The organism is Streptomyces sp. NPDC127119 (genome assembly GCF_042677425.1).
GTDB lineage: Bacteria > Actinomycetota > Actinomycetes > Streptomycetales > Streptomycetaceae > Streptomyces.
The window spans coordinates 1-12,170 of sequence record NZ_JBHXTO010000063.1; the positions used below are offsets into that span (position 1 = coordinate 1).

Annotated in this window: 12 protein-coding genes; 7 read left to right on the forward strand and 5 right to left on the reverse strand. The window is 72.7% G+C overall.

Features of this window, described 5'->3' with window-relative positions; translation table 11 throughout:
- Positions 1 to 110: 110 nt before the first annotated feature.
- On the reverse strand, positions 111 to 1,088 hold the full coding sequence (locus tag ACFVH5_RS24650) for an SDR family oxidoreductase (RefSeq protein ID WP_385835898.1): 978 nt from the start codon (positions 1,086 to 1,088) through the stop codon (positions 111 to 113).
- 122 nt (positions 1,089 to 1,210) lie between these two features.
- Between ACFVH5_RS24650 and ACFVH5_RS24655 the strand changes: the two genes are divergently transcribed.
- Positions 1,211 to 1,729 carry a DUF4240 domain-containing protein gene (locus ACFVH5_RS24655; RefSeq protein ID WP_385835948.1) on the forward strand — a complete coding sequence of 173 codons (519 nt, stop codon included), beginning with the start codon at positions 1,211 to 1,213 and terminating at the stop codon, positions 1,727 to 1,729.
- On the opposite strand, the gene ACFVH5_RS24660 is transcribed toward ACFVH5_RS24655, so the two are convergent.
- Positions 1,679 to 1,921 (reverse strand): hypothetical protein, encoded by a 243-nt coding sequence (locus ACFVH5_RS24660; protein ID WP_384811451.1) that lies wholly within the window; start codon positions 1,919 to 1,921, stop codon positions 1,679 to 1,681. The two genes, ACFVH5_RS24655 and ACFVH5_RS24660, sit on opposite strands and share 51 nt — an antisense overlap.
- Positions 1,922 to 2,141: 220 nt before the next feature.
- Positions 2,142 to 2,960, reverse strand: a complete 819-nt coding sequence (locus ACFVH5_RS24665; protein WP_385835899.1) for a peptidoglycan recognition protein — start codon at positions 2,958 to 2,960, stop codon at positions 2,142 to 2,144.
- A 188-nt stretch (positions 2,961 to 3,148) separates the two neighbouring features.
- Here ACFVH5_RS24665 and ACFVH5_RS24670 point away from each other — a divergent pair, with 188 nt between their 5' ends.
- On the forward strand, positions 3,149 to 4,333 hold the full coding sequence (locus ACFVH5_RS24670; protein WP_385835900.1) for a MarP family serine protease: 1,185 nt from the start codon (positions 3,149 to 3,151) through the stop codon (positions 4,331 to 4,333).
- A gap of 78 nt (positions 4,334 to 4,411) precedes the next feature.
- Here ACFVH5_RS24670 and ACFVH5_RS24675 read toward each other — a convergent pair whose 3' ends face one another.
- Positions 4,412 to 4,900 (reverse strand): GNAT family N-acetyltransferase, encoded by a 489-nt coding sequence (locus tag ACFVH5_RS24675; RefSeq protein WP_385835902.1) that lies wholly within the window; start codon positions 4,898 to 4,900, stop codon positions 4,412 to 4,414.
- A gap of 93 nt (positions 4,901 to 4,993) precedes the next feature.
- Between ACFVH5_RS24675 and ACFVH5_RS24680 the strand changes: the two genes are divergently transcribed.
- Positions 4,994 to 5,893 (forward strand): TIGR01777 family oxidoreductase, encoded by a 900-nt coding sequence (locus tag ACFVH5_RS24680; protein ID WP_385835903.1) that lies wholly within the window; start codon positions 4,994 to 4,996, stop codon positions 5,891 to 5,893.
- Positions 5,894 to 6,100: 207 nt separating this feature from the next.
- Positions 6,101 to 7,474: an NAD(P)/FAD-dependent oxidoreductase gene (locus tag ACFVH5_RS24685; RefSeq protein ID WP_385835906.1), complete on the forward strand. Its 1,374-nt coding sequence runs from the start codon at positions 6,101 to 6,103 to the stop codon at positions 7,472 to 7,474.
- Between the two features lie 268 nt (positions 7,475 to 7,742).
- On the opposite strand, the gene ACFVH5_RS24690 is transcribed toward ACFVH5_RS24685, so the two are convergent.
- Positions 7,743 to 9,224 carry a regulator gene (locus tag ACFVH5_RS24690; protein ID WP_384811437.1) on the reverse strand — a complete coding sequence of 494 codons (1,482 nt, stop codon included), beginning with the start codon at positions 9,222 to 9,224 and terminating at the stop codon, positions 7,743 to 7,745.
- A gap of 282 nt (positions 9,225 to 9,506) precedes the next feature.
- On the opposite strand from ACFVH5_RS24690, the gene lipB reads away from it, so the two are divergent.
- The 3 genes from lipB to ACFVH5_RS24705 all read left to right on the forward strand — a co-directional run bounded on the left by lipB (position 9,507) and on the right by ACFVH5_RS24705 (position 12,104).
- Complete coding sequence (lipB, locus tag ACFVH5_RS24695) at positions 9,507 to 10,304, forward strand: lipoyl(octanoyl) transferase LipB (RefSeq protein WP_385835908.1); 798 nt, start codon at positions 9,507 to 9,509, stop codon at positions 10,302 to 10,304.
- 344 nt (positions 10,305 to 10,648) lie between these two features.
- Complete coding sequence (lipA, locus tag ACFVH5_RS24700) at positions 10,649 to 11,614, forward strand: lipoyl synthase (RefSeq protein ID WP_384811431.1); 966 nt, start codon at positions 10,649 to 10,651, stop codon at positions 11,612 to 11,614.
- Positions 11,615 to 11,903: 289 nt separating this feature from the next.
- A complete protein-coding gene (locus ACFVH5_RS24705; protein ID WP_384811428.1) occupies positions 11,904 to 12,104 on the forward strand; it encodes a hypothetical protein in 201 nt (66 codons plus the stop codon).
- Positions 12,105 to 12,170: the final 66 nt, after the last annotated feature.

The following is a 12,170-nucleotide window of genomic DNA, read 5'->3' on the forward strand; positions in this document are numbered from 1 at the left end:
GGCCGGGGGGGGGCGGATGTGGCGCCGCCCCTCATATTAAACGTTTTCGGCGCCGCGGCGGCCGGGGGCGCCCCGTATTACATCGACGCGGCGACCCGGGCCGACAAGGACTAGCGGTAGCCCGTCACGTCCGCCGGCTTGCCCTGCGACTCCACCTCCAGCAGATAGCGCCACGCGTCGGGCGCCGAGCCGTCGACGTCGGTGAAGCCGTACTCCTGGGCGAGCCCGCCGCTGGACAGCGACTGCCCGTTCCACCGGGCCACGTCCGGGTCGGCGGCCAGGGCGACCAGGGCCCGCCCGACGTACGTGGGCGACTCGGAGATCGCGAAGTGCGGTACGTGCTCGCAGGCGTCCCGCCAGTTCTCCTCGGTGACCTTGAACGCGGTGTCGAGCATCGCCTCGGAGCGCAGCCAGCCCGGGGTGACGCAGACCGCCGTACAGCCGTACTCCTTCAGCTCCTCCCCCAGGTCGTACGCCATCCGGATCGGGGCCGTCTTGGCGAGGTCGTAGAACAGGGGCTTGCGGTAGCGGCGGTTGTACTCCTCGGTGCCGTCCGTGACCTCGACGAGCAGCCCGCCGGGGTTGCGGATGAGCAGGGGCGCCGCGATGTGGCTGGTCACGAGGTGCGACTCGATGCCCAGGCGCATGATCCGCAGCCCCTTGCCGAGATCCATGTCCCACATGTCGGGCTGCTTCTCGGCCGTGAAGTCGAGATGGACGTCACCGCCCCAGATGTCGTTGACGAGGATGTCGAGGCGGCCCTGCTCCCGGTCGATGCGCTCGACCAGCGTGCGTACCTGCTCCGGTTCCAGGTGGTCCGTGGGTACGGCGATCCCCCGGCCCGCGGTACCGGCGGCGCGGGCGGCCTCGTCGACCAGTTCGGCCGTCCCCTCGATCGTCTCGGTGGTCCGGCCGACCTCGCTGACCCGATCACGGGTCGTGCGTCCCGTCACGTACACCGTGGCCCCCGCGCGCCCCAGCTCGACCGCCATGGCCCGGCCGGCACCGCGCGTGGCACCCGCGACCAGCGCGATCCTGCCGTCGAGCGGTCCCGTGTTCTCCTGTAATGCCTGCTCTGCTCTCTCCATGTGCCGAGCATCGCGCCGAATGCCGACACCTGCTGTCGGATTTTCCGGCGGCATGTGCGCGCATAACGATCCGCCTGTCCCCGGGTGCGCGGGCCGGGTCCAGGCCCGATGCTTGTCCCGTGATGGACGAGACGGAGTTCTGGGAGCTGGTGGACGCGACCCGCGAGGCCGCCGAGGGCGACCCCGAGGAGCAGGCCGACCTGCTCGTCGAGCGGCTGCTCCGGCTGGACCCCGAGATGGTCCTCGACTTCGCCCGTCACTTCGAGGCCCGCTACAACCGCGCGTACACCTGGGATCTGTGGGGCGCGGCCTGGATCCTGCTCGACGGGGCCAGCGACGACGCCTTCGACTTCTTCCGCTGCTGGCTGATCGGCCAGGGCCGGGAGACGTACGAGGGTGCCGTGCACGATCCGGACAAACTGGCCGACCTCCTCACGGACTTCGACGACGAGGTCGACGGGGACGCCGAGGAGCTGGGTTACGCGGCGGACGAGGCGTACGAGCAGCTCACCGGCGCGGTCGCCCCCGACCTGGGGATCCCGGCGGCCCCGCCCGAGCCGCTGGGCACCCCGCTCGACCTGGAGAACAACTCACTCCTTGAGGAACGCCTGCCCCGCCTGTGGGACCGCTTCGCGGACTGACGCCCGCGGGGCGCTGTGCGGGGGCGCCGCGTTGGCCCGGTCCAGGGCGGACGCGGTGGCGGCGGAGGGACCCACCACGACCGCGGCCACCACGCAGGCGACGGTCCAGGGGCTGCGCGCGACCCGCCCCCACAGGGACGTACGTCCGGGCTGCTGCTGCTCGCGACCGCTCGTACTCGTGCGACTGTTCATGATCCCCACCTCCGGTCAGTGCGTACCCCGACGCTAGAAGGCGCAGCTCGGCGTGATCCATGCCTCCGCTGTGGCCCACCTGTGAGGCAGGGCTGCACACCGGCGCCCCGAAGAGGCACGCGGCACACCGGCGCCCTGAAGGGGCGCGGGGAACTGCGCGACCAGCCCCCACCGGGCCGCAGCCGAAGCACAACCTTTCCAGCCCGGCCCAGCCCAGCGCTCAGCGCCGCCCCTGCAACCGCGCGGCCTCCTGCCGGATCGAGGGCAGACGGGCCATGAGCGCCGCCCCCGGGCACGCGGTCCAGTACCCGTCGGTGTGCCCGGACACCGCCGTGAACGTGCCCCGCGTACCCGCCCGGTACTTGCTCAGGCTGTTGGTCGACACGAGCCGCACGGAGGCGCGCGGATCGGTGCCCGTGAGCCCCAGCTTCCACGCGGCCACGGCCGCGATCGCGTCGGTCATCGCCTTGGGAACGGGCACGCCCGCGGTGAACGTACCGAGTGCGGCGATGCCCGCCGTGCCCACGTTGAAGCCCTGGGTGTGGGCGCCGACGACGGCCCGCTCGACGCCGCCCGCCCGGCCCTCGTAGACGGTGCCGCAGCGGTCGACGAGGAAGTTGTAGCCGATGTCGTCCCAGTGCCGGACCCCGGCCTGCCCGGTGTACAGGTACTGGATGATGCGGGGCGCGTCGGCGCAGTCGTAGCCGTTGGGCGAGTCGGTGTGATGCACGAAGACGGCCGACACCCGGTCGGCGTACCGGGTCGGCGGCTGGGTGGACGCGGCGTCGCCCAGCCAGCGTTCCCTCGGCACGATGGGCGGTTTCGGGGCCCGGTGCCCGACGGCGGCGCGGGCCGCGACGGCCCGTTCGCCGTCACCCGGCGTCCGGTCGACGCCCACGGCGCAGAGCACCAGCGCGGCGACGGCCGCGAGGCCGGGTACGCAGGCCAGCGCGGCGCGCGCGGGCCGGGGCAGCCGGTCCGGCGCGAGGCGCGGGAGGCGGGGTATGCGGGCCGTGAGCGGGCTCCGGTGGGCGCACATGCGACCCACTCTCCGGGACGCCGGGAGGGTCCGCGATGTGTGGTGTGCCACCCGGTGGAACCAACGCCCCGGTCCGGGACGTTTCTACAGGTCCACGCACGTGTGCCGGCCGGCCGGTCCCCCACGCGCGTACCTGATCACTGGGCCCTCCCGGCGCGTACTAGGGGGCCCAAGAGAAAGGGAGCTCCGTGGACCTGCTCGACATCCTGCTGTTGCTGGTCATTCTCGGCTACGCGGCGTCCGGCTACCGGCGCGGACTGGTCGCGGGCTGTGTCTCGCTGGCCGGCTTCGTGGGCGGTGCCGTCATCGGCGTATGGGTGCTGCCCTGGGTGATGGACCTGGTGGAGGCGGGGACCACGGCCGCGACGGTCACGGCGGTGCTCACCGTGCTGCTGCCCGCCGCGGTGGGCCACGAGCTGGCGGGGCGGCTGGGGCTGAAGCTGCGCCGCGAGCTGGACCAGGGCCCCCTGCGCGTGGTCGACGGGGTGGGCGGCGCCGCGGCGAACACGGTCTCCGTGCTGCTCGTGGCCTGGGTGGCCGCGAGTGTCCTCGGCGCCTCGGCCTCGCCCGTCGTCACGTCCTCGATCCGGGACTCCGCGCTGCTCGGCGCGGTACAGGACACCATGCCGGAGACGACCCCGGCCTGGTTCTCCCGGGCCACCTCGGCACTCACGGAGGCCGGTTTCCCGCAGGTCTTCAACCCCTTCGAGAACGAGCCGACGGCGTCGGTGGCCAAGCCCTCCGGGGACAGCGTCACCGCTGCCGCCACGCGGGCCTCCCAGCGCTCCACGGTGAAGGTCGAGGGCGCCGTCGGCACCCAGGGCCGTGAGGGCAGCGGCTTCGTGTTCGCCCCGGAGCACGTGATGACCAACGCGCACGTGGTGGCGGGCATCGACGACCCGACCGTGCGGGTGGGCGGCACGGGCCGGGCGTACGAGGCGAAGGTCGTCCTCTTCGACCCGCAGAAGGACGTGGCCGTGCTGGACGTGCCGGGGCTCGAGGCACCCGTGCTGTCCTTCGACACGAGTGCGAAGCGCGACGACGCGGCCGTGGTCGCGGGCTACCCGCAGGACGGCGGGCTCGACCTCCAGGCGGCCACCGTCGCGAACAAGATCAACGCCCAGGGCCGGAACATCTACGGCTCCGCCCAGGTCACCCGCGAGATCTACTCGATCCGCTCCACGGTCCGCCCCGGCAACTCCGGCGGCCCCCTGCTGACCACCGACGGCAAGGTCTACGGCGTCGTCTTCGCCCGCTCCACGAGCGACGCCGAGACGGGTTACGTACTGACGGCCGACGAGGTCGCGGACGACGCGGCACGGGCGGCGAAGGCGACGACGCCGGTGGACACGGGGGATCTCGTCACGTCGTGACCGGCGTCCCGAGCGGGTGACCGTGCCGGCCGGGTCGCTGTCCCGCGGGCCGGCCGCGCGGGCCCCGCCGTCGGCCGGTCAGAGCCTGCGGCCCATGAGGACGTCGTCCACGTACTGGCCGGCCAGGCGGAACTCCTCCGGCTGGACGCCCTCGACCGCGAAGCCCTCCGACTCGTACAGCCTGCGTGCGGGCGTGTTGTGGCCCAGGACGCGCAGCGTGATCCGGCGTGCGCCCTGGCGGCGGGCCTCCTCGACGGCGGCGCGGATCAGTGAGCGGCCCACTCCGTTGCCGCGGACCGCGTCGGCGACGGCGAGGCCCTGGATCTGCCGTACGTGCGCGTTGGACGCGAGCGGGGTGGGGAATCCGAGCCGTACGTAGCCGACGAGCCGCCCGCCCAGTTCGGCGACCAGATGGTCGCGGGGCCCGAAGCGGTCGTTGAAGAACGGCTCGTACGGCGGCTGCTCCCGGGGTCTGACGGCGTGCTGGTAGGACCAGACCGCGCGGTCGAGACGGCCCAGCGCCTCTTCGTCCTCGGGCACGGCGGTGCGTACGTACGGCTCCGGCATGGACGTCACTGTAGAACGGGCGCGCCGGGCGCCATCCCCGGCCGTGGGCCCCTCGGCGCGGTGCTCGCCGGGAGACTGACGCAGGATGGGGGCATGGAAGCTTCGCGAATCGCCGTGGCCGGCGCGTCCGGCCTCATCGGTACGGCCCTGGTGCGCTCACTGACCGCCGACGGGCACGAGGTGGTGCGGCTGGTACGCCGTACGCCCCGGTCGGACGACGAGGTCGAGTGGGACCCCGAGCGGAGTTACGTGGACGCCGTGGGCCTCTCCGGCTGCGACGCCGTGGTGAACCTCGCGGGCGCCGGGATCGCCGACCGCCGCTGGTCCGACGCGTACAAGCGGACGATCCGCGACAGCCGGCTCCTCGGCACCGCCACGCTCGCGGAGGCCACCGCCTCCCTCGACCGGCCGCCGAGGGTCTTCCTCAACGGCAGCGCCATGGGCTTCTACGGCGACACCGGCACACGGGCCGTGGACGAGAGCGCGCCGCCCGGGGACGGGTTCCTGCCCTCGCTGTGCGTGGAGTGGGAGGAGGCTGCGGCGCCCGCGCAGGAGGCGGGCGTACGGACCGTCTTCGCCCGCACCGGACTGGTGGTGGCCCCCGAGGGCGGCGCCTGGGGGCGGCTGTTCCCGCTGTTCAAGGCGGGGCTCGGCGGGAAGATGGGCGACGGGCGGCAGTACTGGAGCTATATCGCGCTGCACGACCACGTGGCCGCGCTGCGGTTCCTGATCGATTCCGATTCGCTGTCAGGACCCTTCAACCTGACGGCTCCGGAGCCGCTCACCAACGGCGAGATCACGGCCGCCATGGGGCGCGTCCTGCACCGCCCCACACTGTTCTCGGTGCCCGCGCCCGTCCTGAAGGCAGCGCTCGGCGAGATGGCCCAGGAGGTGCTGGGCAGCCAACGCGTCCTTCCCACCCGGCTGCTGGAGTCGGGCTTCACCTTCGCGTTCCCGGGCATCGAGGAGACCATCAGGGCGGCTCAGAGCTAGGTACGCCCCCAGCGCAGGGGCCCGCTCCCCCAGGCGAGCACGCCGGTCGTACGCCGACCCCATGCGACCGGCGTGCGACCGTGCCCTGTTCATGCGCGAGTTCCTCCGGCCGGTCGCGGCCCTACGCTCGTCCCGAAGTCGGGTATTCCGGATACCCGTTGGGGGCGGGACGCCTCCAAGCAGCCGCGCGACCTCTAGGAGGGGCACGTGCTTGAGCCCGCTTGCCAGGCGGACGTCGTCATCGTGGGGGCCGGGGTCTCGGGACTCTCGGCCGCCCAACGGCTGAACAGCGCAGGTGTGTCGACCGTCGTCCTGGAGGCCGCCCCCCATGTGGGCGGCCGGATGGCGACCGAGAAGATCGACGGTTTCCGTCTGGACCACGTCGGACGGCTCCTCTCCACGTCGTACCCCGAACTGCGCCTGACGCCGGGCCTCGACGCCCTCGTCCTGCGCCCGTTCGCCGCCGGCGTCCTCGTCCACGCCGAGGGCCGTGTGCACCGGGCGGGTGAGCCCGCGAGCGCCGGGGGCGCAAGGGGCGCACTCGACGCGGCGCGCGCCTTTGTGAGCCCCCCTCGCAGGCTCCGGCAACTGCCCCCGGCCAGCGTGCCGCCCATGTCGCGGGCGTACCCCCCGCTCGGAGGCGCACTCGACCAGGCCCGGCTGGCCGCGGCCCTCGGCCGGATCGCGACGGTCCCCGTGGAACGGCTGCTGGCCCGGCCCGAGCGGCCCGCCGGGCAGGCACTCGCGGCCCGCGGCATGCCCGCGCGTACGGTCGAGGGTTTTCTGCGCCCCCTCCTGGCCGCGCTGCTCTGCGACCCGGACCTGACGACGTCCAGCCGGTGCGCCGACCTCGCGCTCCGGGCCTTCGCCTCCGGGCGGCTGTGCCTGCCGGAGGGCGGGGCCGACACCCTGCCGGAGCTGCTCGCCGGGACCCTGCCCCCGGGGACGGTCCGTACCGGGGTGCGGGCCACCTCCGTCTCGACGACGTCCGTGACGACGGCCGAGCACGGTGAACTCCGCTGCCGGGCCGTCCTGGTGGCGACCGGCGCCCGTGCCGCGGCGGAGCTGCTGCCCGGTCTGCGGGTGCCGCCGTGCCACCCCGTGACGGTGGTGCACCACACGGCGGACGAGCCGCCCCTGACGGACGCGGCGCTGCTCCTGGACGCGGACCGGCGCGGGCCCGTGGCCCACACGGCGGTCATCAGCCAGGTCGACCCGTCGCGGGCGCCCGTGGGCCGTGCCCTGATCTCGTCGACGGTGCTGGGCGCACCGCCCGCGGACACGGACCGGGTCGTACGCGCGCATCTGGCGGCCCTCTACGGCACCGCCACGCACCGCTGGGAGCTGCTGGCGGTCCGCCACACGCCCGACGCCGTGCCGGCGATGCCGGCGCCGCACGACCTGCGCCGTCCGGTGCGGCTGCTGGCGGGCCTGTACGTGTGCGGCGACCACCGGGACACGAGCACGGTGCAGGGTGCTCTGCACTCGGGGCGGCGGGTGGCGCGGGCCCTGCTGAAGGAACTGGGCGCCGCGCCCACGGCGGTGGCTGCGGCGCCGTTACCCACCACCACAGCCGCGTAGCCCCTCCGGGGGGTCGTGTTCCGGCTGCGGGTCCGTGGGGGCTGGCCGCGCAGTTCCCCGCGCCCCTAAAGACAACCCCCCTCGCCAAGCCGGAGTGGAGGCCCCGACGCGGGGCGGGACCTCCACTCCCACCAGCGACGAGGGCCCCTTTCAGGGGCGCTTTCAGGGGCGCGGGGAACGGCGCAGTCTTTCGCCTTTCAGGGGGCGCGGGGAACGGCGCGGCCAGCCACGGCCGGCCCGCAGCCGAACCGCGCCCCCGGAACCACGCTCAGCCAAGCGCAGCGACCTTGTCGCGGTACCCCCTCACCGGCGCAGCGTCCCGATACGGTTCCAGCCGCCGCTCGAAGTCCCGCACATACTCCAGCGCCCGAACGGACCGCATCTCGGACGCCTGCGTCGCCGCCTCGGCCCCCAGCTGGCACGCCTGGTCCAGTTCCCCCAGACCGAGCCGCGCGGAAGCCAGCACCACCCGGCAGAAGAGCCGGCTGCGCGCGTACCCGGGCGCGCGCAACTGCAGTGACCGCTCGGCGTGCTGAGCCGCCGCCCGGTACTGCTGCAGATCCCGGTGGCAGTGCCCGAACTCGTCCGCGAGCTGCGCTTCGTCGAAGAACCGTGCCCAGTAAGGGACTTCGTCCCCCGGCCGGGCGATCTCCAGCGCCCGCTCGGCCCGTACGAGCGAGGCCGTGGCCGCCCGCACCTCGCCGAGCACGCCGTGCCCGCGCGCCTCGACCGCGTACAGCAGCGCCTGGACGACGGGCGGCGCGGACGATCCCACGCCCTGCTGGGCGACCCGGGCCAGTTGCACGGCCTCGCGCCCGTGCCCGAGGTAGACGGCCTGCCGGCTCATCGTGACGAGCACGTAGGACCCGTACGCCCGGTCGGCCGCCGCCTGCGAGAGCCGCAGCGCCTGCACGAAGTACCGCTGCGCGAGCCCGTGCGCGGCGATGTCGTACGACGTCCAGCCCGCCAGCCGGGTCAGATCGGCCGCCGCGGCGAACAGCCGGCGCCCCGTCTGCTCGCCGTACGTGCCGCGGAGCATCGGTTCCAGTTCGTGCTCCAGGTACCGCACGAGGGCCTGCCGGGCGTGCCCTCCGCCGTACGCGTTGTCGAGCGAGCGGAAGAGTTCGCCGACCGAGCGCAGGGCCGCGATGTCCCCCGCGGTCACCCGCTGTCCGGGCCCGCGTTCGGTCCCCGCACGCTGCCGGAACGGCGGCCTGACCGGTTCCGGCACGGCCAGGGGCTTGGCGGAAACCGGACGGCCGCCCTGTACGGGGATGCGCGCGGCACCGGGGTCGCCGCGGCTCACCCGGTCGTCGGCCCGGCCGATCAGCCAGTCACGGCTGGGCACGACGAGTCCCGCCGGGGTGAACGCGATCTTGCGCAGCTCGGCATGGCTGCCCGAGTCCTTGCGCCAGAGCCCGCCGACGATGTCGACGGCCTCCTCCGGTGTGGCGGCGAACTCAAGCCCCGCGTAGACGGGTGCGCACGCGTCGAGTCCGAGGTCCTGTGCGCTGAGCCGGCGGCCGAGGCGGCGGGTGAACACCTCGGCGATCAGGGCCGGCGTGGTGCCCCGTGGCTGCTGCCCTCGCAGCCAGCGGGTCACTGATGTCTTGTCGTATCTCAGATCGAGACCGTGTTCGAGGCCGAGCTGGTCCACTCGACGGGCGAGCCCCGCGTTGGAGAACCCCGCTTCTGCGATAAGTGCGGCGAGCTGACGGTTGGGGGTGCGCTGCGCGGGTCGTTCCGTCATCTGCGGTGCGAACTCCTGCCTTCCGGGCTGGGGGCCTGCGCGGGCAGGCCCGGGGCGAGGTCGGCCGCCATGCCTTGAGCAGCCCTTATTTGCCTCGTGAACGGCGCGAATGTAGCGGTCTGTAAGCAACCGATCGCACATTTCGACGTTCATTCATCCGATCGTGTGAGGATTGCCCTCAGCGCTGACGCGCGCCGACCGGACGTACAGTGGCGTGGGGCGTTACAAGCCTTACGGGACCGTCCACCGGCCCCACGAACTCTTGCAAGGGAGGCGCTTGCCGTGAGTGAGCTGCGGTTCGTCCGCATGGGTTTCAGTGCGGACGCCGTCGAGTACCAGGAAGCCTGGGACGAGCAGCGCCGTGTCCACGCGGCCCGTTTCCAGGACGAGATCCCCGACACCTGTCTGCTCCTTGAGCACCCGCCGGTCTACACGGCCGGCCGCCGCACGGCGGACAGCGAGCGGCCCCTCGACGGCACGCCCGTCGTCGACGTGGACCGGGGCGGGAAGATCACCTGGCACGGTCCGGGACAGCTGGTCGGCTACCCGATCCAGAAACTGCCGCGTCCGGTGGACGTCGTCGCCCATCTCCGGCGCCTTGAGGACGCGATGATCCGGGTCTGCGCGGAGTTCGGCGTCGAGACCAGCCGGGTGGAGGGTCGGGCCGGTGTCTGGGTCCTCGGCGATCCGGTGGACCAGCGGCCGGCGCTCGGCGGGCTCTCCCTCGACTTCGATCCCCGGCTGGCGGACGAGGAGTTCGATCCGCGGCTGAACGGGCCCGAGTACGCGCCCTCCAACGCCGGGCAGCGGCGCGAGGACCGCAAGATCTGCGCGATGGGGATCCGGGTGGCCAAGGGGGTCACCATGCACGGCTTCGCCCTGAACGTGAACCCCGACGTGTCCAGCTTCGACAAGATCATTCCTTGTGGGATCCGGGATGCGGGGGTTACGTCGCTGGCGCACGAGTTGGGGCGGGACCTCGGCATCGCGGAGGTGCTGCCCGTGGCCGAGCGCCACCTGTCGGACGTCCTGGGGAACGCGGAGCTCCTGCCGCGGGCGGTGGAGGGGGCGGGGGTGTAGGGCTTTTCCTCGCCCCCGCCGCCCCTACCCGTTCCCGTCCACACATGGGGGCTCCGCCCCCTCGCCCCCTTCGTCCTCAAACGCCGGACGGGCTGAAAGGCAGCGGACGGGCCGAGACACCAAGGGGCGCGGGGAACTGCGCAATCCTTTGGGCCCGCCCCCACCGGACCCGCAGCCGAAGGTTCTCAGCCCGTCCGGCGCCTGAGGACCCGGGGGCCCGGGGGAAGCGCCCCCCGAACTTCGGGAATGCACCCCCCGTCCCGAAGGTTGCCCACCTCGGGGGCCACGCACCGAACGGGCGTACCCTGGTGTACGCCGAAGAATCGAAGCTACAGGGAGCCGATGTGTCCGCAGTCGCACCCGACGGACGCAAGATGCTGCGCCTGGAGGTCCGGAACGCCCAGACCCCCATCGAGCGCAAGCCCGAGTGGATCAAGACCCGGGCGAAAATGGGTCCCGAATACACCAAGATGCAGAACCTCGTGAAGAGCGAGGGCCTGCACACGGTCTGCCAGGAGGCGGGCTGTCCCAACATCTACGAGTGCTGGGAGGACCGCGAGGCCACGTTCCTCATCGGCGGCGACCAGTGCACGAGGCGTTGCGACTTCTGCCAGATCGACACGGGCAAGCCCGAGGCGCTGGACCGTGACGAGCCCCGCCGCGTGGGCGAGTCCGTGGTCACGATGGACCTCAACTACGCCACCATCACCGGCGTCGCCCGCGACGACCTGGAGGACGGCGGCGCCTGGCTGTACGCGGAGACGGTCCGCCAGATCCACCAGCAGACCGCGGACCGCGCCGAGGGCCGGACCAAGGTCGAGCTGCTGGCCCCGGACTTCAACGCCGAGCCGGCCCAGCTCGCCGAGGTCTTCTCCTCCCGCCCGGAGGTCTTCGCGCACAACGTGGAGACGGTCCCCCGCATCTTCAAGCGCATCCGTCCGGGCTTCCGGTACGACCGTTCGCTGAAGGTCATCACCGAGGCCCGTGACTACGGTCTGGTCACGAAGTCGAACCTGATCCTGGGCATGGGCGAGACCCGCGAAGAGGTCAGCGAGGCCCTGCGCCAGCTGCACGAGGCGGGCTGCGAGCTCATCACCATCACGCAGTACCTGCGGCCCACCGTGCGTCACCACCCCGTCGAGCGCTGGGTGAAGCCGCACGAGTTCGTGGAGCTGAAGGAGGAGGCCGAGCAGATCGGCTTCTCCGGAGTCATGTCGGGCCCGCTGGTCCGCTCCTCGTACCGGGCCGGCCGGCTCTACCAGATGGCCATCGAGAAGCGCGGTTCGTACGTCGCCTCGCAGGCCGTCTGAGCCGTTTCGGCCGCCATCGGCCACCCCACCGAATGGCACGCAGTGCCAGCCCAGCGTGTGAATCTGCGCACAAGTGGCTACTCACCAGTAATGGCCTGTACGACGCGGTCCTGAGCGTCCCCGCAGATGGGGGCCACCTCAGGGCCGCGTCAAGGTTTCGGGCCTGCGCATCAAGGCTTCACTGGCGTTTGACCGGTCGGTCACGCCCTGGTAACACCATTCAGTGACCCTGGTCCTACACCCCGTAGAGCCTTAGCCAGAGCCGCCGTCCCGAGGGGGGACCCCCATCATGCAGGCCGCGCCCGTACGCGCCACAGCGATTCCGTCGTTCACCGATGCACTCCGTGCCGTCGAGTCCCTGCTCCTGAGCAGTGGCCAGCGCACCGCCCGCCGCAACGCCTGGACGTCCGTCCTGGAGGACCGCCGCCGCGCCAAGGACCGCGTCGAGGCACAGCGTGCCGTGGAGCAGTCCTTCGTCACCCACCTCTGAGGCCGCCACCCGCCTCTGAGCCGCCACCCGTCTCCGGGCCGCCCCCGCCGCCGAGCGAGGGCCGTG

Coding starts and splice junctions, on each gene's coding strand:
- ACFVH5_RS24650 (WP_385835898.1), bottom strand. CDS start 1,088: ATGGAGAGAGCAGAGCAGGCATTACAGGAGAACACGGGACCGCTCGAC.
- ACFVH5_RS24655 (WP_385835948.1), top strand. CDS start 1,211: ATGGACGAGACGGAGTTCTGGGAGCTGGTGGACGCGACCCGCGAGGCC.
- ACFVH5_RS24660 (WP_384811451.1), bottom strand. CDS start 1,921: ATGAACAGTCGCACGAGTACGAGCGGTCGCGAGCAGCAGCAGCCCGGA.
- ACFVH5_RS24665 (WP_385835899.1), bottom strand. CDS start 2,960: ATGTGCGCCCACCGGAGCCCGCTCACGGCCCGCATACCCCGCCTCCCG.
- ACFVH5_RS24675 (WP_385835902.1), bottom strand. CDS start 4,900: ATGCCGGAGCCGTACGTACGCACCGCCGTGCCCGAGGACGAAGAGGCG.
- ACFVH5_RS24680 (WP_385835903.1), top strand. CDS start 4,994: ATGGAAGCTTCGCGAATCGCCGTGGCCGGCGCGTCCGGCCTCATCGGT.
- ACFVH5_RS24690 (WP_384811437.1), bottom strand. CDS start 9,224: ATGACGGAACGACCCGCGCAGCGCACCCCCAACCGTCAGCTCGCCGCA.
- ACFVH5_RS24705 (WP_384811428.1), top strand. CDS start 11,904: ATGCAGGCCGCGCCCGTACGCGCCACAGCGATTCCGTCGTTCACCGAT.